22 protein-coding genes are annotated in these 22,840 nt (G+C 67.1%); 13 read left to right on the top strand and 9 right to left on the bottom strand.

Annotated features, from left to right (window positions below; all coding sequences use genetic code 11):
• Positions 1-294 precede the first annotated feature (294 nt).
• The 13 genes from U4Y88_RS00240 to U4Y88_RS00180 all read left to right on the top strand — a co-directional run bounded on the left by U4Y88_RS00240 (position 295) and on the right by U4Y88_RS00180 (position 13,588).
• Positions 295-1,161, top strand: coding sequence for an STAS domain-containing protein (locus U4Y88_RS00240; protein WP_321781525.1), 867 nt, complete (start codon positions 295-297; stop codon positions 1,159-1,161).
• A 64-nt stretch (positions 1,162-1,225) separates the two neighbouring features.
• Positions 1,226-1,582: an STAS domain-containing protein gene (locus U4Y88_RS00235; RefSeq protein ID WP_224011703.1), complete on the top strand. Its 357-nt coding sequence runs from the start codon at positions 1,226-1,228 to the stop codon at positions 1,580-1,582.
• A gap of 19 nt (positions 1,583-1,601) precedes the next feature.
• Entirely contained in the window at positions 1,602-2,027 is a 426-nt protein-coding gene (locus U4Y88_RS00230; RefSeq protein WP_321782223.1) for an ATP-binding protein, read from the top strand.
• Positions 2,012-3,232 (top strand): ATP-binding SpoIIE family protein phosphatase, encoded by a 1,221-nt coding sequence (locus tag U4Y88_RS00225; RefSeq protein WP_321781524.1) that lies wholly within the window; start codon positions 2,012-2,014, stop codon positions 3,230-3,232. Before U4Y88_RS00230 ends, U4Y88_RS00225 begins: the two co-directional genes overlap by 16 nt.
• The gene (locus tag U4Y88_RS00220; protein WP_321781523.1) at positions 3,201-4,658 is read left to right on the top strand and encodes an ATP-binding protein; all 1,458 of its coding nucleotides are present in this window, start codon (positions 3,201-3,203) and stop codon (positions 4,656-4,658) included. The genes U4Y88_RS00225 and U4Y88_RS00220 overlap by 32 nt, the downstream gene beginning before the upstream one ends.
• The gene (locus tag U4Y88_RS00215; RefSeq protein WP_321781522.1) at positions 4,655-6,178 is read left to right on the top strand and encodes a response regulator; all 1,524 of its coding nucleotides are present in this window, start codon (positions 4,655-4,657) and stop codon (positions 6,176-6,178) included. The genes U4Y88_RS00220 and U4Y88_RS00215 overlap by 4 nt, the downstream gene beginning before the upstream one ends.
• Entirely contained in the window at positions 6,175-6,696 is a 522-nt protein-coding gene (locus tag U4Y88_RS00210) for a GNAT family N-acetyltransferase (RefSeq protein WP_321781521.1), read from the top strand. Before U4Y88_RS00215 ends, U4Y88_RS00210 begins: the two co-directional genes overlap by 4 nt.
• Positions 6,697-6,834: 138 nt before the next feature.
• Complete coding sequence (locus U4Y88_RS00205) at positions 6,835-7,539, top strand: hypothetical protein (RefSeq protein WP_321781520.1); 705 nt, start codon at positions 6,835-6,837, stop codon at positions 7,537-7,539.
• Positions 7,540-7,810: 271 nt separating this feature from the next.
• Positions 7,811-8,983 carry an HPP family protein gene (locus U4Y88_RS00200; protein ID WP_321782220.1) on the top strand — a complete coding sequence of 391 codons (1,173 nt, stop codon included), beginning with the start codon at positions 7,811-7,813 and terminating at the stop codon, positions 8,981-8,983.
• Between the two features lie 119 nt (positions 8,984-9,102).
• Positions 9,103-9,516, top strand: a complete 414-nt coding sequence (locus U4Y88_RS00195; RefSeq protein WP_321781519.1) for a helix-turn-helix domain-containing protein — start codon at positions 9,103-9,105, stop codon at positions 9,514-9,516.
• Positions 9,517-9,521: 5 nt separating this feature from the next.
• Complete coding sequence (locus U4Y88_RS00190; RefSeq protein ID WP_321781518.1) at positions 9,522-11,336, top strand: chloride channel protein; 1,815 nt, start codon at positions 9,522-9,524, stop codon at positions 11,334-11,336.
• Positions 11,337-11,874: 538 nt separating this feature from the next.
• Positions 11,875-12,450, top strand: a complete 576-nt coding sequence (locus tag U4Y88_RS00185; protein WP_224015609.1) for an ANTAR domain-containing response regulator — start codon at positions 11,875-11,877, stop codon at positions 12,448-12,450.
• Between the two features lie 13 nt (positions 12,451-12,463).
• Positions 12,464-13,588, top strand: a complete 1,125-nt coding sequence (locus U4Y88_RS00180; protein ID WP_321781517.1) for a CmpA/NrtA family ABC transporter substrate-binding protein — start codon at positions 12,464-12,466, stop codon at positions 13,586-13,588.
• 55 nt (positions 13,589-13,643) lie between these two features.
• Here the strand turns inward: U4Y88_RS00180 and U4Y88_RS00175 are convergent, their stop codons facing one another.
• The 9 genes from U4Y88_RS00175 to U4Y88_RS00135 form a co-directional block, all read right to left on the bottom strand.
• A complete protein-coding gene (locus U4Y88_RS00175; RefSeq protein WP_224015605.1) occupies positions 13,644-13,937 on the bottom strand; it encodes an antibiotic biosynthesis monooxygenase family protein in 294 nt (97 codons plus the stop codon).
• A gap of 95 nt (positions 13,938-14,032) precedes the next feature.
• Entirely contained in the window at positions 14,033-15,145 is a 1,113-nt protein-coding gene (locus U4Y88_RS00170) for an NAD(P)/FAD-dependent oxidoreductase (protein ID WP_321781516.1), read from the bottom strand.
• A 227-nt stretch (positions 15,146-15,372) separates the two neighbouring features.
• Complete coding sequence (locus U4Y88_RS00165) at positions 15,373-15,828, bottom strand: Fur family transcriptional regulator (RefSeq protein ID WP_321781515.1); 456 nt, start codon at positions 15,826-15,828, stop codon at positions 15,373-15,375.
• Positions 15,829-15,862: 34 nt separating this feature from the next.
• A complete protein-coding gene (locus U4Y88_RS00160) occupies positions 15,863-16,714 on the bottom strand; it encodes a siderophore-interacting protein (protein WP_321781514.1) in 852 nt (283 codons plus the stop codon).
• Positions 16,715-17,557: 843 nt separating this feature from the next.
• On the bottom strand, positions 17,558-18,361 hold the full coding sequence (locus U4Y88_RS00155) for a multidrug ABC transporter ATPase (RefSeq protein WP_321781513.1): 804 nt from the start codon (positions 18,359-18,361) through the stop codon (positions 17,558-17,560).
• A 189-nt stretch (positions 18,362-18,550) separates the two neighbouring features.
• The gene (locus U4Y88_RS00150; protein ID WP_224015595.1) at positions 18,551-19,654 is read right to left on the bottom strand and encodes a porin; all 1,104 of its coding nucleotides are present in this window, start codon (positions 19,652-19,654) and stop codon (positions 18,551-18,553) included.
• Between the two features lie 169 nt (positions 19,655-19,823).
• The gene (locus tag U4Y88_RS00145) at positions 19,824-21,167 is read right to left on the bottom strand and encodes an aromatic acid/H+ symport family MFS transporter (protein ID WP_321781512.1); all 1,344 of its coding nucleotides are present in this window, start codon (positions 21,165-21,167) and stop codon (positions 19,824-19,826) included.
• A gap of 111 nt (positions 21,168-21,278) precedes the next feature.
• A complete protein-coding gene (locus U4Y88_RS00140) occupies positions 21,279-21,638 on the bottom strand; it encodes a protocatechuate 3,4-dioxygenase (protein WP_224015591.1) in 360 nt (119 codons plus the stop codon).
• Positions 21,635-22,516 (bottom strand): gallate dioxygenase, encoded by an 882-nt coding sequence (locus U4Y88_RS00135; protein ID WP_321781511.1) that lies wholly within the window; start codon positions 22,514-22,516, stop codon positions 21,635-21,637. The genes U4Y88_RS00140 and U4Y88_RS00135 overlap by 4 nt, the downstream gene beginning before the upstream one ends.
• Positions 22,517-22,840: the final 324 nt, after the last annotated feature.

Below are 22,840 nucleotides of genomic sequence, written 5' to 3'. Positions count from 1 at the left end.
GACTTCTTCCCCGCTGCGTGCGTTGCCGCACCAAGGCCGCGCGGTGCGTGCGCGCCCTGCTTCGCGCGCCCGCATCGCCTCGACTCTGTAAAAACTACAAGCACGCCATGAAAAGGCGAAAAGCCCCGTGATTACAGCAGGATTGGCGGGCCGCGAAGGTGCGCTCAGGCACGTATCGGCCGTCTTCATGTTCGCGAACCTTTTCCGTGTGAGTAATAGCTTCAATCGGGTGGATGGTGTAAGGTTCAGCGGTTCGTCTCGAAAAAGAGACCGCCGACACGGAGAGGAGGTCGCATGACTACACCCGACCGGGCCCGCCTCGCGGACGTCCTGAATCAGCACCGCGACGCCCTGCTGGCCGACTGGATCCGCCTGCATCTGCCGATCGCGCTGCGCCGCGGCCTGGCGATGGAAGCCGAAATCCGCGAACAGTTCTCCGCCTTTCTGAACACCTTTCTCGACACGCTCGCGCGCGCCGAGACCTTCGACGCCTTGCGTCCCGAATGGGAGCCGGTGCGCGCCTTCCTCGCCGACATGTCCGCGCACCGCGCGCGCCAGGGCTACACGCCGGTCGAGACGGCCACCTTCGTGTTCTCGCTCAAGCAGCCGCTCTACGCGCGCCTGCGCGAAGCGTTCGCGAGCGACGCCGCCCAACTCGCCGACCTGAGCTGGTCGGTCAATCTGCTGCTCGACGGCCTCGGCCTCTACACGACCGAAGCGTTCCAGAAAAGCCGCGAGGCGATCATCACGCGCCAGCAGGAAGAACTGCTCGAACTGTCCACGCCGGTCGTGCAGCTCTGGGAAGGCATCCTCGCGCTGCCGCTGATCGGCACGCTCGACTCGGCGCGCACCCAGGTCGTGATGGAAAGCCTGCTCCAGAAGATCGTCGATACCGGCGCGAGCCTCGCGATCATCGACATCACCGGCGTGCCGACCGTCGACACGCTGGTCGCCCAGCATCTGCTCAAGACCGTGGCCGCCGCGCGCCTGATGGGCGCGGACTGCATCATCAGCGGCATCCGTCCGCAGATCGCGCAGACCATCGTGCATCTGGGCGTCGATCTGACCAACGTCACCACCAAATCCACGCTCGCCGACGCCTTCACGGTCGCGCTGAAACGCACCGGCTCGACCATCGTCACGCCGAAGGCCGCGTCTTGAACGGCGCGAGCGACCGGGCGACGTGAACGACGGCGCACGGATACACGACGAAGGAGGACGCGCAATGGACCGCATTCCGATTCTGCGCATGGGCGACTGCCTGATCGTCACGATTCAGGTGGACATGCACGACCGTCTCGCGATGGCGCTACAGGACGACCTCACGGCGCGCATCGTCAAGGAGTCGGCCAAGGGCGTGCTGATCGACATATCCACGCTCGACGTGGTCGATTCCTTCATCGGCCGCATGATCAGCAACACCGCCGCGATGGCGATGGTGCTCGATGCGCAGACCGTGGTGGTCGGCATGCAGCCTTCGGTGGCGATCACGCTGGTCGAACTCGGGCTCACGCTCGACGGCGTGCGCACCGCCCTGAACGTCGACAAGGGCATGGCGCTGCTCAAGCAGCGTCGCGCCTAGCATGGCGTTTGCTTTCGACATGAACGGCACCGGCGCGAGCGCACAGACCGTGGCTGAGGTGAGCCTGCGCTCGGACGAGGAGATCGTCCGGCTGCGCCAGATCGTGCGCGACCAGGCCATCGCCCAGGGCTTTTCGCTGATCGAGCAGACCAAGTTCGTGACGGCGGCCAGCGAACTCGCGCGCAACACGCTCCAGCACGGCGGCGGCGGCGACGCGCGCGTCGAGGTGCTGACGTCCGGCGTGCGCGTGGGCTTGCGCCTGACGTTCATCGACGGCGGCCCCGGCATCGCCGATATCGAACGCGCGCTGCGGGACGGTTTCACGAGCGGCAACGGCCTCGGGCTCGGGCTCGGCGGTTCGCGCCGCCTGTGCGACGAATTCTCGATCGACTCGACGCCCGGCAACGGCACCACCGTGACCATCACGAAATGGAAAGTACGCTAGACGGCGCCTCCGGCATGGCCGGCGGCACGCATCGCTCCTTTGAGATCGGCGACGCGAGCGGCGTGGCATTCGCGCGGCGCGGCGCGGCGCAGGCCGCGCATCTGGCCGGTCTCGACGAGACGCGCGCCGGGCGGCTCGCGATCGTGCTCACGGAGGCGGCCACCAATATCCTCAAGCACGCGGGGCACGGCGAACTGCTGGTGCGCGCGCTCGACCATGGCGTGGAGCTGATCGCGCTCGACCGTGGCCCCGGCATGAGCGACGTGCACGCCGCGCTCGCCGACGGCCACTCGACCGCGGGCACGCCGGGCACCGGGCTCGGCGCGATCCGGCGGCTCTCGGACCAGTTCTCGCTGTGGTCGCAGCCGGGTCACGGCACGGTGCTGCGCGTGCTGGTCGCGCAAGGCGATGCCGCCACCGGCGCGCAGGCCGCGTCGCGCGCGGCGCTGTCCGGGCCCGAGATCGGCGGCGTCTGCGTGCCGTATCCGGGCGAGGAAGTCTGCGGCGACGGCTGGCGCGCGCAGGCCGACCAGAACGGCTTCACGGTCGCGGTCGCCGACGGCCTCGGCCACGGCGCCGAAGCGCACGTGGCCGCGACCGCCGCGCTCGACACCTTGCGCCGCCGCGCCGGACTCGCGCCCGCCGCGCTCATGACGCTCACCGACGCCGCCTTGCGCCCGACGCGCGGCGCCGCGCTCGCGCTCGCGCGCTTCGACCTCGCGCGCTCGACCGTGAGCTTTTGCGGCACCGGCAATATCGCGGCGGCGGCGTTCGGCACCGACAAGCCCGTGATGAGCGGACCGGGCGCGCCAGGCGGCATGAGCGCCTCAAGCAGCGGCCGCGCCTGGACGCGCGGCACGGAAACTGCTGTCACGGCCGCCGGCTCGGGATTGGCGAGCGCGGCGCGCGACAGTTATCAGCTCGTCTCGCGCAACGGCATCGTCGGCCATACGATGCGCGGCACCCAGGAATTCGAGTTCGCATGGCGCGCCAGCGGCATGCTGATCCTGCATTCGGACGGCGTGGGCACGCGCTGGGATCTCGCCGCCTGGCCGGGCCTCGCGCATCAGCCCGCCGTGGTGATCGCCGCCGTGCTGTATCGCGATTTCTCGCGACGACGCGACGACGCGACCGTCGTCGTCGTCAAGGCGCAGCCGGGAGTACAGTTGAATCATGAATACGCCACTGTTGCGCATCCGGCTTGAGGCCGCCCAGGACGTCGTCGCCGCGCGCCGGCGCGCGCGCGAACTGGCGGCGGGCTTCGGCTTTTCGCCGCTCGACCAGACGCGCATCGCGAGCGCCGTCTCGGAGATCGCGCGCAACGCCGTCGACTACGCGGGCGGCGGCGAGGCGCTGTTCGCCTTCGACAGCGCCTGCGCGCCGCAAGCCTTCGAGATCGTCGTGCGCGATCGCGGCCACGGCGTGCGCGAACTCGAGTCCGTGCTCGACGGCACATATCGATCGCCGGGCGGCATGGGGCTCGGCATCACGGGCAGCCGCCGCCTGATGGACCGCTTCGAGATCGACTCGACGCCGCAAGGCACGACCGTGACGATGGCGCGCCAGTTGCCGCCCGAGCGTCCCGCGCTGCGCGGCGACGAACTCGAACGCATCGTGCGCGGCGTGAGCGCGGGCGAGCCGCAGGCGCTGGAATCCGACTCGCTCGAAGAGATGCGCCAGCAGAACCGCGAACTCGTCGCCACGCTCGACGAACTGCGCGAGCGCCAGGACGAACTCGCGCGGCTCACGCAGGAACTGGAGGCGACCAATCGCGGCGTGGTCGCGCTCTACGCGGAACTCGACGAGCGCGCCGAGGAACTGCGCCGCGCCGACATGATGAAGACGCGTTTTCTGTCGAACATGAGCCACGAATTGCGCACGCCGCTCAGCTCGATCCGCGCGCTCGCCAACCTGCTGCTGAACCGGCTCGACGGCGATCTGAGCGACGAGCAGGACCGCCAGGTCCAGCTGATTCTTTCGTCGGCGGAAACGCTCGGCGAAACCGTCGACGACCTGCTCGATCTCGCCAAGATCGAGGCGGGCAAAACCGAGGTGTCGCCTGCGTGGTTCGATCCCGCCGATCTGTTCGGCGCGCTGCGCACCATGCTCATGCCGCTGCTCACCACGCCGCACGTCACGCTCGAATTCGCCTCGACCGCGCATCTGCCGCGCCTCTACACCGACGAGCCGAAGCTCACGCAGATCCTGCGCAACTTCGTCTCGAACGCGCTCAAGTACACCGAGCGCGGCCAGATCCGCGTGGGCGCACGCGTGGAGGCGGACGGCGCGCGCATCGCGTTCTTCGTCGCGGATACGGGCATCGGCATCGCGGCCGAACATCATCAGATCGTCTTCGAGGAATTCGGCCAGGTGCAGAACCGCCTGCAACAGCACGTCAAGGGCACGGGCCTCGGCTTGCCGCTGTGCCGCAAGCTCGCCGCGCTGCTGGGCGGCGAAGTGGGCGTGGAAAGCGAACCGGGCGTGGGCTCGACGTTTTACCTGAGCGTGCCGGTGCGGCTCGAAACCGGCGAGGCACACGACGCGATACACGACGCGACACTCGACGAGCCACGCGCATCCCACAACACCGCGCCCGCCGAGCGCGCCACATCTGGAGACGGCGCATCATGACGCCCGCCGCCACCCTGATCCTCAACGTCGACGACAACGAAGGCGCGCGTTACGTGAAATCGCGCGTGCTGCGCCACGTGGGTTTCGACGTGATCGAAGCCGCCACGGGCCAGGCCGCGCTCGACGCCGTGCGCGAGCACGCGCCCGCGCTCGTGCTGCTCGACGTGAAGCTGCCCGACATCAGCGGCATCGAAGTCTGCCGCCTGATCAAGAGCGATCCGCAGACGAACTCCACGCTCGTGCTGCAAACGTCCGCTGCGGCCGTGCAGGCGCGCGACAAGATCCGCGCGCTCGACGGCGGCGCGGACAGCTATCTGACCGAGCCGGTCGAGCCCGCCGAACTGGTCGCGAACGTGCGCGCGCTGCTGCGCCTGTACGCCGCCGAAAAAGCGCTGCGCGACGCCGACCGACGCAAGGACCGCTTCCTCGCCACGCTCGCGCACGAACTGCGCAACCCGCTCGCGCCGATCCGCAACGCGATCGAACTGCTCGATCCTCGTCACGGCGCGAGCGACGCCGGACGCGCCGATGCGCGTCTGATCGCGAGCCGCCAGGTCGAGCATCTGGGCCGTCTCGTCGACGATCTGCTCGACGTCTCGCGCATTTCGCACGGCAAGATCGCCTTGCAGATGAGCACGCTCGATCTGCGCCAGATCGTCGAAATAGCCGTGGAAACGAGCCGCCCGTTCCTCGACGCGAAACAGCAGCGCCTCAGTGTCGAGATGACGCCGGGGCCGATCCATATCGTCGGCGACGGCATCCGCGTCGCGCAGATCATCAGCAATCTGCTGTCGAATTCGGCGAAGTACACGGCCGAGGGCGGCGAGATCGGTCTGCGGCTCGATGTGAGCGCGCGCGACGTGGCGATCCGCGTGCGCGATAATGGCATCGGCATCGCGCCCGACGAACTCCCTTATGTCTTCGAACTTTTCATGCAATCACGCGAAGCCCTCAAACGCGCCGACGGCGGACTCGGCATCGGTCTCGCGCTCGTGCGCGAACTGGCGGAACTGCACGGCGGCTCGGTCGCCGCGCATTCGCAAGGCGTCGGCCATGGCTCCGAATTCGAAGTGCGCCTGCCGCTGAGTGTCGCGCCGGACGTGGACACGCCGCCCGCCAGCGCCATTCCTTCGGATATCGAAACATCGACGCCGAAACGCCGCGTGCTGATCGCCGACGACAACGTCGATTCCGCCACCTCGCTGCTGATGCTGCTCGAACTCGAAGGCCACGACGTGCGCGTGGCCCACGACGGCCCGACCGCACTCGCGATCGCGCAGAGCTTCCTGCCGCACGTGGCGATTCTCGATATCGGCCTGCCGGGCATGGACGGCCACGCGCTCGCCAAGGCGCTGCGCGCGCAGCCCGCGACGGCGCACGCGCAACTGATCGCGCTGACCGGCTACGGCCAGGAGCGCGACCGCCAGGCGACCAGCGAAGCGGGCTTCGACCGCCATCTGGTGAAGCCCGCGCCGTTCGACGAGATCCTGCGCGAAATCGAAGGCAGCAAGGCGCCATGACGGGACAGTCTGCGTTGCCCGCGCTGCCTGCGCTCGCCGTGCGTCCGCTCGACGCCAACGATCTCGAACACGTCTGCCGCCATCGCGAAGCGATGTTCCTGGAGGCCGGACGCGATCCCGCCACCTTGCAGACGATGACCGCGCACTTCCGCGCGTGGCTCGCGCCGCGTCTCGCCGACGGGCGTTACTTCGGCTTCATGCTCTGCGCGACCGACGGCGCAGTGGACGACACAGCGGACGGCGCGCCCGTGGCCGGCATCGGCCTGATGGAAATCGACTGGCCGCCCCACCCCGCGCATCCCGACCAGGACCGGCGCGGCTATGTGCTCAACGTCTACGTCGAGCCCGCAATGCGGCGGCGCGGCCTCGCGCGCGAACTGATGCGCCTCGCCGACGCCGAATTCGCGCGGCGCGGCATCCGCTACACGATCCTCCACGCGACCGAGCAGGGCCGCGATCTCTATCGCGACCTCGGCTGGAGCGCGACGACGGAAATGGCGAAGACGCTCGGCGCGTGAGGCGCGGCGGCTTCGTCATCCGCATCGGCATCGTCGCTTCATCGCTGCGCCTTCATCCAACGCGATCGCGCCCTCAAGACACCGCTCAAAGCTGCCGTTAACCGGATGAGCTTTCAACCATCCATCACGGAGCCACGCTTGAACGGGAAAACGCGCGCCCTCACTGCCTTCCCCCACCTCGGCCGCCTCGCCGCGCTCGCGCCCATCGTGCCGCTCGCGGGTGCGCTGCTGCTGAGCGGCTGCGTCGCCGACACGCGCGTGGCCGCGACGCCCGCCCGGCCCGTGGCCGTTGTCGCGCCGCCGCCCGCGCCCGTCGTGGTGGCCGCGCCGGTCTACGTGCCGGAACCGCACGACGCCTACGTCTCCATCGCGGCCGACCGCGACGTGGTGTACGCCAGCGGCGCGACCTATATCTGGTTCGTCGGCTCCGACGGCCATCGTCATCGTCACTATTACGGACGCGGCGATCTGCGCGGCGAGGTCATGCACCGCCGCGCCGAACTGCGCAACGTGATGGCGCATCACGACGGCCATCTGCCGATGCAAACCGCTTTCGTGCCGCCGCCGCCCACGCGTGGCGGGCCGCCCGTGCATCGCGTGCGCGTGGAGATGACGCCGCGCGCACGGCCGATGGCGCGTCAGGCTGCGTATCAGCCGCATCCGCCCGCGCATGGGCCGCAGCACGCCGAGCATCGCCCGAACGCACCGGCCCAGCCGAATCGCAACGCCTCGCATCACGCGCCCGCGCAGAACCGCCAGGCCGGCGATCATGGTCATCGTCCGCAGAACGGCCATCCGGGCAATCCGCCGCCGATGGCTTCGGCGCAGCGTCCCGCCGCCTGATCGTCCGCGCGGCGGCACGCACCGCCACACGCAAAAAACGCCGGCGCGCTCAGTGCGCGCCGGCGTTTTTTTATGGACTGATTCATTCGAATACCTAATTATTTCGCACGACTTCAAGCGACGTCCTTTCCTCTAACGAATCCCGATCCGCCTGTCCAGAGGGGAAAATTCGGGCGTCACCATATATATCACGTTGCGATATAATCGCCGACTTCCCAAAGCACGTGTCCGCCTGGACGCGCCGTTCCGCCCCTCGATCGCCATGACGACCGTGTTTCGCTACAGATTGCTCCGCTGGCTGGCGCGCTTCGCGCCCAACCCCGTCACGCTCCGCTGGCGCGAACGCCTGCGCTCGGGCGTCGGCGCGCTGATCGGCATCGCGTTCACGGGCGCGCTTTCGCATCATCTGCTCGGCAACGCGTCGAGCATTCCGTATCTGATCGCGCCGATGGGCGCGTCCGCCGTGCTGCTGTTCGGCGTGCCCGCCAGCCCGCTCGCGCAGCCGTGGTCGATCATCGGCGGCAATCTCGTCTCGGCCACCGTGGGCGTGACCGCCGCGCTGCTGATCTCCGATCCCGTGATCGCCGCCGCCGTCGCGGTGGGCGTGGCGATCTGCGCGATGTTCACGCTGCGCTGCGTGCACCCGCCTTCGGGCGCCGTCGCGCTTACGGCCGTGCTCGGCGGCCCCGCCGTGCATGCGCTCGGCTACGAATTCGTGTTCGAGCCGGTCGCGCTGCAATCCTTCATGCTGCTCGCGGCCGCGCTCGTTTATCACGCCGCCACGGGCCATCGCTATCCGCACGCCGCGCCTGCCGCTGCCGCCGCGAAAGCGGCGCAGCCCGCCGTCGCCGGCAACGTAGCGGGCAGCTTCGCGCGCGCCGATCTCGAAGCCGTGCTGCGCGAGCGTAACGAACTGCTCGACATCGACACCGACGATCTCGAAGCGCTGCTGCGCGAAACCGAAATCCGCGCCTATGCGCGCAGCTTCGGCGAACTCACCTGCGCCGACGTCATGTCGAGCAACGTGGTGAGCATCACGCCCGCGACGACCGTCGAAACCGCGCGCGCACTGCTCAAGCAGCACGACGTGAAAGCGCTGCCCGTGGTCGATGCGCAGCAGCACGTGAAGGGCATCGTCACGCGCGCCGACCTCGCCGACGACGGCGCCGAACTGCATCCGCTGCGCGTGCTGCTCTACGCGATCCTGCCCACGCTGCGCCCGCACGCGAACAGCCTCGAAGTCGTCATGCTGATGTCGACGCACGTGCGCACCGTGGCGGCCAGCACGCCGATCGTCGAACTGCTCGGCCTGTTCGCGGGGCGCGGACACCATCACGTTCCCGTGGTCGACGGCGAGCGGCGGCTCGTCGGCATCATCACGCAGGCCGACCTGATTTCCGGCCTGCATCGTCAGACCAGTCCGCTGCAACGGCAAAGCGCCTGACCCCGCGAGAAGAATCGCACCAGCAGATTCACGCGAGGCCTTGTTTCAGGGCCTCGTCCGGCCATAAATATCATGTTGTGATATATTCGCCTATCGAAACGTCATCACACGGATACCCGATGAAGCACCGTACCCGCGACCTCGCCAAAACCGATTTCGAGCAGCTTTCCGAATTCCGCTACCAGATGCGCCGCTTCGAGCGCTTCTCGGAGCAGGCCGCCCAGGGCGAGGGCATCACGCCGCTGCAATATCTGCTGCTGCTGCACATCAAGGGCTATCCCGGCCGCGAATGGGCGACCATCGGCGAGCTGGCCGAGCGTCTGCAGGCGCAGCATCACGGCGTGGTCGCGCTGGTTTCGCGCTGCGAGGCGATCGATCTGGTCGAGCGGCGCGTGAGCGAGCGCGACCGCCGCCAGGTGGAAGTGCATCTGCTGCCAGCAGGCGAAGCACTGCTCTTGCGCCTCGCCGAACTTCATCGCGCCGAACTGCGTACGCTCGACGGCCGATTCACCATCCCGCAAATCGATCTCTGACGACCATGCATTCCGACGACTCCCACAAGCGCGACTTTTCGACGAACGCGCGGCTGCCCGGCATCAGCGCGCTCGCCGCCGTGATCGGCGCGCTGGCCACGCTCGCGGCCTTCGTGCTGCTGAGCCTGATCCACGGGTTCACGAACCTGTTCTTCTTCGGCCAGCTTTCGTTCGCCGACCGCTCGCCCGCGCTCAACACGCTCGGCGCGTGGGTGATCGTCGTGCCGGTGGTGGGCGGGCTGATCGTCGGGATGATGGCGCGCTTCGGCTCGGAAAAGATTCGCGGCCACGGCATTCCCGAAGCCATCGAGGCGATCCTGTTCGGCAAGAGCCGCATGTCGCCGAAAGTGGCCGTGCTCAAGCCGCTGTCGTCGGGCATCGTGATCGGCAGCGGCGGCCCGTTCGGCGCGGAAGGCCCGATCATCATGACGGGCGGCGCGCTCGGCTCGCTCGTCGCGCAGTGCGTGCGCGTCACGTCCGCCGAACGCAAGACGCTGCTCGTAGCGGGCGCGGCGGCGGGCATGACGGCCGTGTTCGGCACGCCGGTCGCCGCTGTGCTGCTCGCGGTCGAACTGCTGCTGTTCGAATGGCGTCCGCGCAGCTTCCTGCCGGTCGCGCTCGCGTGCGCCGTGGCCGGCTTCACGCGCGCCGTGTTCTTCGGCACCGAACCTTTGTTCGCACTCCAGACGAGTCCGCCGCAGGCCGTCGCGCTGTTTTCGTGCGTGATCGCGGGCTTGCTGTCGGGCGCACTGGCTTCGGGGCTGTCCGCCGCGCTCTACAAGGTCGAGGATCTGTTCGGCCGCCTGCCGCTGCACTGGTCGTGGTGGCCCGCGATCGGCGGCCTCGTCGTCGGCATCGGCGGCTTTATCGAGCCGCGCGCGCTCGGCGTGGGTTACGACGTGATCGGCGACCTGCTGCATCAGCACATCGTCGTGCAGGTGGCCGTGGCGCTGCTGGCCGTCAAGGCCGTGATGTGGGTGGTCGCACTGGGCTCGGGCACCTCGGGCGGCGTGCTCGCGCCGCTGCTGATGCTCGGCGCGGGGCTGGGCACGGTGCTCGGCCACGTGCTGCCCGGCAACGACCCGGCGCTGTGGCCGCTCGTGTGCATGGCCGCGACGCTGGGCGCCACGCTCGGCGCACCGCTCACGGCCATCGTGTTCGCCTTCGGCCTCACGCACGACGCCAACGCGCTGCTGCCGCTGCTCGCGGCCACGCTGGTCGCGCACGGCTTCGCGACCGTGGTGATGAAGCGCTCGATCATGACGGAGAAGATCGCGCGGCGCGGGTATCACATCTATCGCGAGTACGGCGTCGATCCGCTCGAACGACATTACGCCGACGAAGTGATGACGCGCGACGTCGACACGATCGACGCGAGCCTCAGCGTGCGCGAGGCGCTCGCGCAGTATTTCGGCCCGACGCAGAAGCGCCGCGCGTGGCCCGTGGTGCGTGACGGCGCGGTGCTCGGCGTCGTGGATCGCGCGACGCTCGAAGCGGTGCGCGCCAGCGAGGCGGGCGAGGCGCTTGATCAGCCGCTCGATCAGCCGCTCGGCAAGCTGCTCGCGCAGCGGCGGCCCGATGTGGCGCTGCCCGAGGAAACCTGCCGCCAGATCGCGACGCGCCTGGCCGTGCATGGGCTCGAACGGATGGCCGTGGTGAGCGATCGCGAGTCGATGCGGCTTGTGGGCATCGTCTCGCGCAGCGATTTCGTGAAGCTCTCGCTTTCGCACTTCGAAGAGGAAACGAAGAAGGAGCGCTTCCGGCGAATCGCGATCCGCAACGGGAAGCGGCGGTTTCCGCCGGTGCGGAAGGCGGGTTGAAGGTGACGACGTGACGGACACGTTAGACGTGTTTGACGCGCGATCGCGCAGGTGAAGTGAACGCGAAGAAGCGGCGCCGAAGTTGGGCGCCGCTTTTTTATTGCGGTGAGAGAAAGCGCGCACGGACGGACGCGAATGCTGCTCGCAAATGCCATCGGTGCTGCAACTTTCATCGATGCCATTGATGCCATCGATACCGCGAATACCGCTGCCGCCCCACCACCGCTTTCGCTCGCCGACGCCGCCCCGGCTTGGCTGTTAGTTGCGATTGCGCGCCGCACCCGATGCCACACCCTGCGCCACATCAGTGCAGCCACGGCGCAGACGCACTGCTGCGGTGCACCACCCCATGCAGCGCGATGGCTCACGGGCCGCGCCGCACGCGTTACGCCCCCACCTTGTGCACCGCAGCGCAACTGGCACGCACCTTGCTGAAACAAAGGCGAATCCCCATGACGCGCGAAGCCGCCTCGAAGCGGCCAGCCAGACAAAAACCCACCAGCGTCGACCCCAACATGCCGACGACCCACGAAACACCATGCTGCGCGTCCTGCTCGTAACCGATACCGACAAGCCGATTGGCGATCTGCGCGACGCGCTCGCGCGGCTCGGCTACGACATGCTCGCCGAACCCGCGACGCCGCACGCGCTGCATCGCGTGGTCGAGCGCGAGCGGCCCGACGTCATCATCATCGACACGGAATCGCCCTCGCGCGACACGCTCGAACAGCTCGCCGTGATGAACGCCACCGCGCCGCGCCCCGTGCTGATGTTCAGCAACGACGCGAACCAGCAGTTGATCCGCTCGGCCGTGAACGCGGGCGTGACTGCCTATCTCGTCGAAGGTCTCGCGGGCGAGCGCATCGCGCCGATCCTCGAAGTCGCGCTCGCGCGATTCGCGCAGGAAGCGCAGCTGCGCGAACGTCTCACGCAGGCCGAAAACGAACTGGCCGAACGCAAGCTGATCGACCGCGCGAAACGCATCCTGATGGAACAACAGAAGCTGACCGAGCCCGCCGCGTATGCGTCGCTGCGCAAGCGGGCGATGAACCAGAGCCTGAAGCTCGCCGAGGTCGCGCGCCAGATCGTGGCCGCCGCCGAGTCGCACGATTGAAGCGCCGAACGTCATGAACGAATCCACCCGCCCGGCCGCGCCGCCCGAAAAAACCCATCTGAAGATCGGCTTCGTGCCGCTCGCCGACGCCGCGCCCGTCGTCGCCGCCAAGCTGCTCGAATTCGGCCACGCGCACGGGCTCACGCTCGAACTGTCGCGCCAGCCCTCGTGGGCCGCGCTGCGCGACAAGCTGCTCGCCGGCGAACTCGACGCCGCCCACTCGCTCTACGGCCTCGTCTACGGCGTGCAGCTCGGCATCGGCGGCCCGCAGACCGACATGGCCACGCTGATGGTGCTCAACCGCAACGGCCAGGCGATCTCGCTGTCGAACCGTCTCGCCGACGCGCTCGCCGAACACGGCACGCTGCCGCGCGCGCTCGCCACGCTCGGCCGCAAGCCGGTGTTCGCGCAGACCTTCCCGACCGGCACGCATGCGATGTGGCTGTATTACTGGCTCGCGTCGCAAGGCGTGCATCCGCTCCAGGACATCGAGAGCGTGGTGATTCCGCCGCCGCAAATGGTGGCGGCGCTCGCGGAGGAGCGCCTCGATGGTTTCTGCGCGGGCGAGCCGTGGCCTTCGCTCGCGCAGCGGCGCGGCATGGGACGCACGGTGATCGGCAGCGGCGAGATCTGGCCCGAGCATCCCGAGAAAGTGCTGGCTTGCCGGCGCGATTTCGTCACGCGTTATCCGAACACGGCGCGCGCGCTCGTCAGCACGATGCTCGAAGCCTGCCGATGGCTCGACGGCGCGGGACATCGCAAGGAAATCGCGCAATGGCTCGCGCGGCCCGAGATGCTGGGCGTGGATGCGGCGCTGATCGCGGAACGGCTCGAAGGCGAAGGCCTGCCGGAGTCGGTGCGCATGAAGTTCTTCGCCGACGGCACGGTGAACATTCCTTTGGAATCCGAAGGAATGTGGTTCTTCACACAATTCGAGCGCTGGGGCATGATGGCGCGGCGCGACGATTACCGTCAGCTTGCGGGCGCGATCAATCAGACGGCGTTATATCGGGAAGCGGCGGCCGCGATTGGCGTAGCCGTGCCTGAGACCTTCGACGCGCCGGTTTTCGTCGATGGACGCCAGTGGAATAGCGCCGATCCGGCGGGCTATGTGGACGGCTTCGACATCAAGGCCTGATGAAACATTGCAAGCGCGGCGAGCTTGACGCCGGCCGCGCGCGCACGCTCAGGCCTTACTTCACAACCACTTCCGTGTGGCCCACGACCGGCGGCTTTTCGAAGAACGGGCCAACCAGACGGCGCCATTCCTGGAAGTCGGCGGACTCGCGAAAGTGGACCATGTGGTCCTCGATGGTGTCCCACTGCACGACCAGCACATACTGGTTCGGTTCTTCCACGCCGCGCTGAAGCTCGACCGCACGGCAGCCACGCGCGCGATGAAAGAGCGGCAGCGCCTGCGCCACGCCTGCTTCGAATTCGGCGTTCTTGCCCGCCTGCACCGTGATGTGCGCCATTTCGTAGACCACGTTTCGCTCCTTACTGTTCTCTTGCTGTTATGAGGGCGCGCGCGCCGCGCATTCGCGCCTGAAGCCCGCTCGCGGCTCACGCGCCCGACACGTTATCACGCCTGCGCGCCGAGCCGCACGATCACTTCGTCGGCGATGGCGAGCGAGGCCGTCAGTCCCGGCGACTCGATGCCGTACAGATTGACGAGCCCGCGCACGCCATGCACGTCCGCGCCCTGAATCACGAAATCGCCACCGTGCGCCCCATCTGCGAGCTTCGGCCGGATGCCCGCATAACCGGGCTGCAGCGCGCCATCGGCGAGCGCGGGCCAGTAGGTGCGGATCGCCGCGTAGAAACTCGCCGAGCGGCGCGGATCGACGGTGTAATCGATGCTGTCGATCCATTCGACGTCCGGGCCGAAACGGGCCTGATGACCGAGGTCGATGGTCAGATGCACGCCGAGTCCGCCCGCTTCGGGAATCGGATAAATGAGCCGCGAAAACGGTGCCGCGCCCGCCAGCGAATAGTAATTGCCCTTCGCATAGCGGCCCGCCGGAATCGATTCGGGCGGCACGCCGTCAATCGCGGACGCGACGTGTTGCGCGTACAGCCCCGCGCAATTGATCACGCGTTTCGCGAGCAATTCCATCGGCTCGTCGCCGCCCACTTTCAGCAGGATGGGCTCGCCCGCCTTCGCCACGCCGCCCGCGAGCGGCGAGCAGAACGCGAGCATGCCGCCCGCAGCCTCGAAGTCGCCTTGCAGCGCGAGCATCAGCGCGTGGCTGTCGACGATGCCCGTCGACGGCGATTCGAGCGCCGCCACGCAGTTGAGCGCCGGTTCCTTCGCGAGCGCTTCGTCGCGTTCGAGCCAGCGCAGATCGTCCACGCCGTTGGCGGCCGCCGCCGCGCGGATCGCGCGCAAGGCATCGAGTTGCCCTTCGTGCGTGGCGACGATGAACTTGCCGCAGCGCTCGAACGGCACGCCCTTTTCCTCGCAATACGCGTAGAGCTGCTGCTTGCCGCGCACGCAGAGCCGTGCCTTCAGCGAGCCTTGCGGATAATAGATGCCCGCGTGAATCACCTCGCTGTTGCGCGAGCTGGTGCCGGTGCCGATGGCGTTTTCCGCCTCGACGAGGATGGTCTCCCAGCCCTGCTGCGCGCATGCGCGCGCGACCGCGAGGCCGACCACGCCCGCACCGATCACGACGCAATCGACCGTGTCAGTCATCGAACTTCCTTTCTCGTTACGCGAGTTGTCCCCGATGCCGGTATTGTGCCGCGTTCGCGCGCGGCGCGTGCTTCGTGGCGCCACGTAAGCCGTTTTCACCGACGTGGCACGCGCGCGCGCAACTGCCCGGCTATCGGTGGAATACGGTCGATATCGGTGAATATCGGTGAATATCGGTGGATATCGGTCGAAGGAAGAGAGGGTGAGCGCGCCGCAACGCGATGGCGTCAAACGGGCTGCACGTAGACGTTGAGTTGCAGATCGACGATACGGTAGCCCTCTTGCGCCACAAGCTCATCGAGCCGCGCGAGCAGCATCGGATCGCTAAGCTCGACGATCTCGCCGCCGTTCACATCGACGATATGAAAATGGCGGCCCGTATTCGCCAGCTCGAAGCGCGCCTTGCCGTTGCCGATCTGCACGCGCTTGATGATGCCGTGCGATTCGAGGTCCGCCAGCACGCGATACACCGTGGCGATGCCGATGGCGTTGCCGCTGCGCTGAAACTCCAGATATAGCTCGGCGGCGGTGACGTGCGCACGATTGTCCGCGCGAAACGCACGCAGGATTTCCATGCGCGGCAGCGTGGGTTTGAGGCCCGCGCTGCGCAACTGCTGTTCGAGCGTGCTCGCGTGCGTACTCGTATGCGTATGCGTGTTCGTATGCGTGCGGGTGTCTTTCATGCGTGGCGGGTTCTCCATCGGCGTGGGTGGTCGCTCAATCATCGAGCGTTTCGTGCACGCCGGTCGCGCCGCGCTTCCAGTAGCTCGAAGCGCGAATGCGCGACTTGTGGATCGCGCGATCTTCCGCGAGATGCTGGCGCACCGCGCGCATGACCGCCGATTCGCCCGCCGCCCACACATAGCCCTGGCCTTGCGGCAGACGCGTCGCGCGCACGGCGTCGAGCAGCGCGTTCGCGCCGTGCTCGCTCGCGTAGCACCAGTGCTCCTGCACGTCCGCGCGCGTGTCGAATGCCATGCGCGCCTGCGCGTCGCGGCCTTCGATCGTCACCACGACCTGCACGCCCGCAGGCAGTTCTTCGAGACGGCGCGCGATGGCGGGCAGCGCGCTTTCGTCGCCGATCAGCCAGTACCAGTCGAAACCGTCGGGAATCACGAACGAGCCGCGCGGACCGCCCACGGCCAGATACTGGCCCGGCTGCGCCTGGGCGGCCCATTCGGTGGCCGGCCCCGCTTCGTGAATCACGAAGTCGATCGCGAGTTCGCGCGCCTGCGTATCGAAACGGCGCGGCGTGTAATCGCGCATCGTCGGGCGCGGCTCGCCGGGTGCGGGCGGCGTGCCGGGACCGCCTTCGGACAGCACCGGACGATCCGCGCCGGGCTCGGGAAAGAACACCTTCACGTGATCGTCGAAACCGGCCGAGACGAAGTCGTGCAGATCGTCGCCCGTAAGCGTCACGCGCTTCAGATGCGGCGTGAGCATGTCGACGCGCGCCACCTGCAGCAGACGGCGCTTGAGCGCATGGCGCACGCGTTCGGGCGTGCGTTCGGCGGGGACGCTGTTGACGTTGTTGCTGTCGTTGCCGCTCGGATTGTTGTGATCGGTCATCGGAGTTTCTCCGGTTGGGCGGCGCGGCGCGCTCGTGGCGCCGCGCACGCGGGTTTCTGTTCGGTGTGCCGGGTGAACGCTTGCTTGCGCGTCGAACTCGCGCGCCCGCGATGGCCCACTGAGGTCCGCTAAAGGCGCATAAAGAGCGCCCGCTTCCGCGCGCGGCGCGCTTCGCTCACTGCGGACACCCGGCCGGATTCGGCGGCGGCGTTGCGGCTACCTCGCACGCCTTCGTTCGCGTTCTCGCCTTCCTCCGCGCTCGCGCTCGCCTGCGCGGTTTCTTCGAGATCCCTGCGCGCCGATACGCCTTTTCCGCCGCGACATGTATCGTAAGATATATATCTTACGATAATCAGTCAAGCGCTATCGTGAGGGTCGAATCGCGCCGATGCCGCGCCGCCCGGCTAAAAACCGGCGTAAAACGCCCGCGAAAAACGCGCGAGCGCAAGGCGGCGCGGGGCGACGGTCCGGCCGTGCGCCCGCGTTCGATTGGGGATGGGGGATGCGCTAGTTGTAGCCGGGAATGGCGACGCGGTCGGTCCCTGCGCCATCGGCCGCGAGGAGATCGCGACCTTGACCGCGACGCTTGCGCGATGCGTCGCGGATACGGGCGTCGCGCCGGCGTGCGCGCCAGCCTCGACATGAACCCCATGATTCATGAGAACGCTTCGATGCGGGGGAAAGACCCGTCTATCGGCAGGGGCTTAGCGCGCGATTCGATCAGGATGCCGAACAATATTCGGGTGATGAGCGTGCACATCCGGTTCGATGATGTGAAAACGGGAAGCACTCAAGCGGCGCTTCCCGTTTTTTATTCCAGCGTGATATCCATGCGCAATCGCGTCAGCGGGGCATATTCTTCCACTTTCCCTCGTGCGGATACCAGAAGGTGCGGAACATATCGATCCCATACGACTTGCCGTCGTATTTGAATATCCGCCGCACCGTTCGCGTTCCCAGGTCCGCGTCCTTTGCGTCCGTCATTCGACTCCGCGCGATGTGCGCCGTGAGCGCCAGATCGGCAAATCCGTGGCTCGCGGTTTTCTCGATGGCGACGGTCATATGCGCCGACTCGCTGCGCGAGCCTTCCATGCCGCTGCCGCACGAATCCTCGTCGATGCTGATCCAGCCGTCGAGGTTCGTGCCGAACACCGGACGCAACTCGCTTCCCTCGCGCACCCACAGCGTCAATTCATTCTCCGTAACGGCGTCGGGGCAACTGGGTCCGCGCGCGGCGCTGTCGAACACGGTGCCGAACGCACGCACGTCGGGCGCGAGCTGATAGCGCGCGGTATCGACATGGAAATAGCCCACTTGCGTGGCCGCATCCTCCTCGATCACCGAACGATGGGCCGCCACAACTTTATCGCCCTCAACCAGCGCGACGACCTGGTCGAGTTTCCCGTCGTCGCTGTTCTTCCCGACATGATGTGTGTCGAAGGCGACAATCGCGATCGTCGTGCCGGGCGCATCCGGCATGGCCTTGCAGGCGGTCGCGGCAATCAGGCCATTGTCCTCGCGCCACGACGCGAGCTTGCCCGTGATGCCCGCCCATTGCGCGAGCGCCGCGACGGTCGGCCCGCTGCATGGCTGTTCGTCGTCGGCATACGCCGGAGCACTCGACACCATAGCGGCGGCGATCGGCACGGCGGCCCACAGAAGCTTGCGCATGAATCCAGATCCTCTTTGCAGATGGCGATGGCGGGCACATCAGGGTCCGCCCGCGACGCGCGACTCTAGCACAGGCCCACCCGCCGCCACTCGTCACACGCCCATGAAAAAAGCCGCGCCTCCTTTCGGAAGACGCGGCCTTCAAGCGTGGCTGGATCGCTACGTTTAGAACTTCGTATGCAGACCCACGCGCGCGACAGCCTGGGTCTGGCCGCTCGATGCACCGTCCGAGCTATTCATGCCGTTGATCTGCGCGAAGCCGCCCGAGCTGGCGCGCTGATACACGCCGAGCACGTAGACGCTCGTGCGCTTCGAGAGCGCGTAGTCGACGATCGCGGCGACCTGATGCGCGTGGTTGTTGTCCACGACATCGTTGCCCTTCATGTACATATACGCCGCGCCCGCGCTCAGCGCCGGCGTGAAGTAGTAATGCGCGCCGACCGAGCCTTCGTAGACCGAGCCGCCGTTGTACGAGTTGTGGACCGTCGTGAACAGCGCGTTCGTGATCCAGTTGCCGAAGCGGTAGTGGCCGCCGACACCCCAGTTGCGCACGCTCACATCGCCTTCGCCCGACACCACGTACTTGAGGTTCGTGTACGCGGCATTCACGCCCCAGTTCTTCTGCGCGTAGTTCAGCGCGAAGCTCTGGCCGTTGCCCGTGCCGATCGAACCCGCCACGTTGCCGAAGCTGTACATCGCGCCCGCGCTGAAGCCGTTGAAGACCGGCGACGTGTACTTGACCGAGTTGTTGACCGTCTCGCCCGCCATGCGGTCCCAGTCGAACGCGCCGGTCGCGTTGTTCGGCAGCGCGAGCTTCGTGAACGGACCCGCGCGGAAGTCGTAGAAGTGGCCCGAGAGTTCGGCCGGATCGTCGCCCGAGAAGTAGAGCGCGTCCGTCATGAAGTCGTACTGGTTACCGAGCGAGAGCTTGCCGAAGCGCTCGTCGCTCAGACCCACGATCGACGTGCGGCTGAACAGGCTCTTGTTCGGCATGAAGCTGCCGTTGTCCACCTGGAACTGGTTGGTCAGCTGGAAGAACGCCTTCAGACCGCCGCCCAGGTCCTCGGTGCCTTGCAGGCCCCAGAGGTTCGGGCCGTTCACGCCGTCGTCCATCTTGAGGTTGTGATGGCCGCCCTGGTTGCTCACGTAGGTGATACCGGTGTCCATCATGCCGTACAGCGTGACGCTGCTCTGTGCGAGCGCCGATCCGGCGCACGCCAGCCCCGCCAGCGCGATCACGATTTTTTTGTACTGCTTATTGTTTGCCATTCTCCAAGCCTCCTGATTGAACGTCGTGTGTTGTTCAGCGTTTGTCGATGTTGTATCCGCCAGCCGCCCCGTTTGATGGCCGGTCGGTGGGTGCGGCCTTGCGGCCGCAATCTTTCTAATGTGTGCGAGAAGCGACGTCTTTGTTGTTATGTGCGGCGATGAGCAGTGCTCAGGCGTCCGCGACCGGCGTGCTGATGAAGCGCAGCGCGAGCCGGTTGAGCAGGATCGCAACGGCCGCGATCAGTGCGGGCACGGCGAGCACCGAGAACACCGCGGCGAAGCTGAAGCCGAGCGAGAGCAGCACGCCGCCCACGAACGAGCCCAGAATGCCGCCGAGCCGCCCGAAGCCCAGCATCCAGCTCACACCGGTGGCGCGGGCGCGGGTCGGATAGCACGACGGTGCGAGCGCGTTCAGACCGGTCTGCGCGCCGCTCATGAAGAAGCCCGCGCAGGTGACCAGCAGCGTGAGCATGCTCGATTGCAGGCTGCCCATGCCGAGCGCGAAGATGAACACGCCGCCCAGCAGATAAGCCGCGCCGATCACCACGTTGCGGTCCATGCGGTCCATCGCGAAGCCCACGACGATCGCGCCCACCGTGCCGCCGAGCTGGAACATGCCGGTGATCGCCGCTGCGCGCTCGACGGGCAGGCCCGCGTCCTTGATCAGCGTGGGCAGCCAGCCGGTCAGCAGATAGATGATCAGGAGTCCCATGAAGTAGGTGACCCACAGCATCAGCGTGCTCATGGCGTAGCCGTCCGAGAACAGCATGCGCACGGGCGCCTTGGCGATCACGGCCGGTTCGGGCGAGGTGAAGCGCGTGCCTTGTGCGAAGCGATGGCCGCAGACACGCGAGAGCGTGGCCGCGATACGTTCGGCTGCGACGCGGCGCACGAGCAGGAAGCGCGCCGATTCGGGCAGCAGCAGCATGAGCACCGGCACGAACAGGATCGGCAGCACGCCGCCGAACACGAACACGCCGCGCCAGCCGAAGTGCGGCATCAGCGCGGCCGCGATGAAGCCGCCGCCGCCCGAGCCGAAATTGAAGCCGGTGAACATGATGGTGAGCAGCAGCGAGCGGCTTTTCGACGGCACGTACTCGGAGAGCAGCGTGGTCGAGTTGGGCATCGCGGCGCCGAGGCCGAGACCCGTGAGAAAGCGCAGCGCGACGAGTTCAGTCGGCGTCTGGGCGAACGCGCAGAGCAGGCTGAAGAGGCCGAAGCAGCCGACCGAGCCGATCAGCACTTTCTTGCGGCCGATGCGGTCGGCGAACGGGCCCGCCACCAGCGCGCCGATTGCGAGGCCGACCATCGCGGCGCTCATCACCGGTCCGAAGGCGGCGCGCGAGATGCCCCACTCTTTCATGACCACGGGCGCGACGAAGCCCATCACGGCCGTATCGAGGCCGTCGAGCGTCACGATCAGGAAGCAGAGCGCGAGTACGAGCCATTGCCAGCCCGACATGCGCCGTCCGTCGATGAAGCCCTTGATATCCACTGCGTCGGCAGAATTCATGCGTGTCTCCGAGATAAACATTCCCCCGCTCGCGCACTTCGTCGGTACGTGAGTTGTGCTGCGAAGCAGATTCAGCGGCGCGCCGTGGGGGCGGCGCGCGCCGTGCGGAGATCAGACGGCGTCCGGCACCTGGCGCGTTTTCAGGAACGCTTCGAGCGTTTCGCCGCGCATGCATGCGTACATGCCCAGGTTCGTGATCTTCACCACGCGCGCGAACTTCTCCAGCACGAAGAAGCACACGCCGTATTGCACGAGTCCGAGCCAGTCGGTGTTGTCGACGAGCGTGCGTTCCTGTTCCGTGAGCGCCGCCGCGTCATACGCGGCCTGGCGGTCGTTCAGCCACAGTTCGCGCGCGGCGGGCGTGCGCATCATCCAGAAGAAGCGGTTCAGGCGCATCGCCTTCATGCTCTGGCGGATGTCGAACGGGTAGGTGCCCGTCAGTTCCTCGATGCCGATCAGTTGCGGATTCATTGCGCGGCTCCGCTTTTGTCTTCGCTGGTTTCCACGCTCGATTCCACGTTCTCGTAGATCGTCACGGCCATCGCCGTGCTGGTCGCCAGATAGTAGTTGCGATGCACCTCGCGGATCGTCGGCGCAAGCGCGCCGCGCATCGCGAGCCACATGATCGTCTCGACGCTTTCCGCGCCGCCGAGCCGCACGTAATCGACGTGCTTCATGCGCGCGAGCCGCTCGGGATCGTTGACGATCAGGTCGAGAAACTCCATGTCCCACTCGGTGTTATTGAAGCCGCTGCGCTCGCCGTGCACCTGATGCGAGAGGCCGCCCGTGCCGACCACCACCACGTCGAGATCCTGATCGAACGATTCGATCGCGCGGCGCAGCGCCTGGCCGAGCCGGTAGCAGCGGTTCGCCGTCGGCAGCGGATACTGCAGCACGTTGACTTCGAACGGCACCAGCGCCGTGGGCCAGCCGCCCGCGTGCGGCAGCATCAGCGAGAGCGGCGAATTGCAGCCGTGATCGAGCGGCTTGTCCTGGAACACCGTGAGGTCGAACTCGTCGTTGACCAACTGCTCGGCGATATGGATCGCGAGATCGGGATGCCCGGCGATATCGGGCAGCGGACGCTTGCCCGCGCCTTCGTCGGCAAATTCGTGCTGCGCCGACACGCCCAGCGCGAAGGTCGGATAGCTGTCGAAGAAGAAGCTGTTGGCGTGATCGTTATAGAACATCACCAGCGCGTCGGGCTTGCGCTGCGCAAGCCATTCGGCCACGGGTTCGTACCCCTTGAAGAGTGGCGCCCAGGCAGGCTCGTTCTGCTTGCCCTTGTCGTACGCCAAGCCGATCGTCGGCACGTGCGAAGTCCCGATGCCGCCCACAATCCTTGCCATGCTGTTGTTCCTCGATTACCGCAGTTCACGCTCTCGCCTTCGCGGGAGCCCATCAATTGGGATACGAAATTACAGAACGCGGGTTCCGGCGGTAAGTCAGGGTTATCCACTATTTTGATGTCATTACGCATGAAAAAAGGGGTTTTCTGCGTTTTCGCCCGCGTGGCGCCACGCCGAAACCCGCGCGCCATAACGCTTTTTGGTATCCTGAACCGACCTCGGGATACCGTGCCCGAGCGCCACGGCGCAAGCCCGCCATAAACGAAACAGATACCAAAAGAACAAACTCGCAAGGCCGCGCCCCATGCCGGGGCGCCCGGCCTC

It is taken from the genome of Paraburkholderia sp. J94, assembly GCF_905220285.1.
In the GTDB taxonomy this organism is placed as follows: Bacteria; Pseudomonadota; Gammaproteobacteria; order Burkholderiales; family Burkholderiaceae; genus Paraburkholderia; species Paraburkholderia tropica_A.
Note: the sequence above shows the minus strand (reverse complement) of the source record. Positions and strands in the feature narration are given on the sequence as shown.

Bases quoted from the DNA above. Each gene is read 5' to 3' on its own strand.
- U4Y88_RS00240 (WP_321781525.1), top strand. From the start codon at position 295: ATGACTACACCCGACCGGGCCCGCCTCGCGGACGTCCTGAATCAGCAC.
- U4Y88_RS00235 (WP_224011703.1), top strand. From the start codon at position 1,226: ATGGACCGCATTCCGATTCTGCGCATGGGCGACTGCCTGATCGTCACG.
- U4Y88_RS00230 (WP_321782223.1), top strand. From the start codon at position 1,602: ATGAACGGCACCGGCGCGAGCGCACAGACCGTGGCTGAGGTGAGCCTG.
- U4Y88_RS00225 (WP_321781524.1), top strand. From the start codon at position 2,012: ATGGAAAGTACGCTAGACGGCGCCTCCGGCATGGCCGGCGGCACGCAT.
- U4Y88_RS00220 (WP_321781523.1), top strand. From the start codon at position 3,201: ATGAATACGCCACTGTTGCGCATCCGGCTTGAGGCCGCCCAGGACGTC.
- U4Y88_RS00215 (WP_321781522.1), top strand. From the start codon at position 4,655: ATGACGCCCGCCGCCACCCTGATCCTCAACGTCGACGACAACGAAGGC.
- U4Y88_RS00210 (WP_321781521.1), top strand. From the start codon at position 6,175: ATGACGGGACAGTCTGCGTTGCCCGCGCTGCCTGCGCTCGCCGTGCGT.
- U4Y88_RS00195 (WP_321781519.1), top strand. From the start codon at position 9,103: ATGAAGCACCGTACCCGCGACCTCGCCAAAACCGATTTCGAGCAGCTT.
- U4Y88_RS00190 (WP_321781518.1), top strand. From the start codon at position 9,522: ATGCATTCCGACGACTCCCACAAGCGCGACTTTTCGACGAACGCGCGG.
- U4Y88_RS00185 (WP_224015609.1), top strand. From the start codon at position 11,875: ATGCTGCGCGTCCTGCTCGTAACCGATACCGACAAGCCGATTGGCGAT.
- U4Y88_RS00180 (WP_321781517.1), top strand. From the start codon at position 12,464: ATGAACGAATCCACCCGCCCGGCCGCGCCGCCCGAAAAAACCCATCTG.
- U4Y88_RS00170 (WP_321781516.1), bottom strand. From the start codon at position 15,145: ATGACTGACACGGTCGATTGCGTCGTGATCGGTGCGGGCGTGGTCGGC.
- U4Y88_RS00165 (WP_321781515.1), bottom strand. From the start codon at position 15,828: ATGAAAGACACCCGCACGCATACGAACACGCATACGCATACGAGTACG.
- U4Y88_RS00160 (WP_321781514.1), bottom strand. From the start codon at position 16,714: ATGACCGATCACAACAATCCGAGCGGCAACGACAGCAACAACGTCAAC.
- U4Y88_RS00150 (WP_224015595.1), bottom strand. From the start codon at position 19,654: ATGGCAAACAATAAGCAGTACAAAAAAATCGTGATCGCGCTGGCGGGG.
- U4Y88_RS00145 (WP_321781512.1), bottom strand. From the start codon at position 21,167: ATGAATTCTGCCGACGCAGTGGATATCAAGGGCTTCATCGACGGACGG.
- U4Y88_RS00140 (WP_224015591.1), bottom strand. From the start codon at position 21,638: ATGAATCCGCAACTGATCGGCATCGAGGAACTGACGGGCACCTACCCG.
- U4Y88_RS00135 (WP_321781511.1), bottom strand. From the start codon at position 22,516: ATGGCAAGGATTGTGGGCGGCATCGGGACTTCGCACGTGCCGACGATC.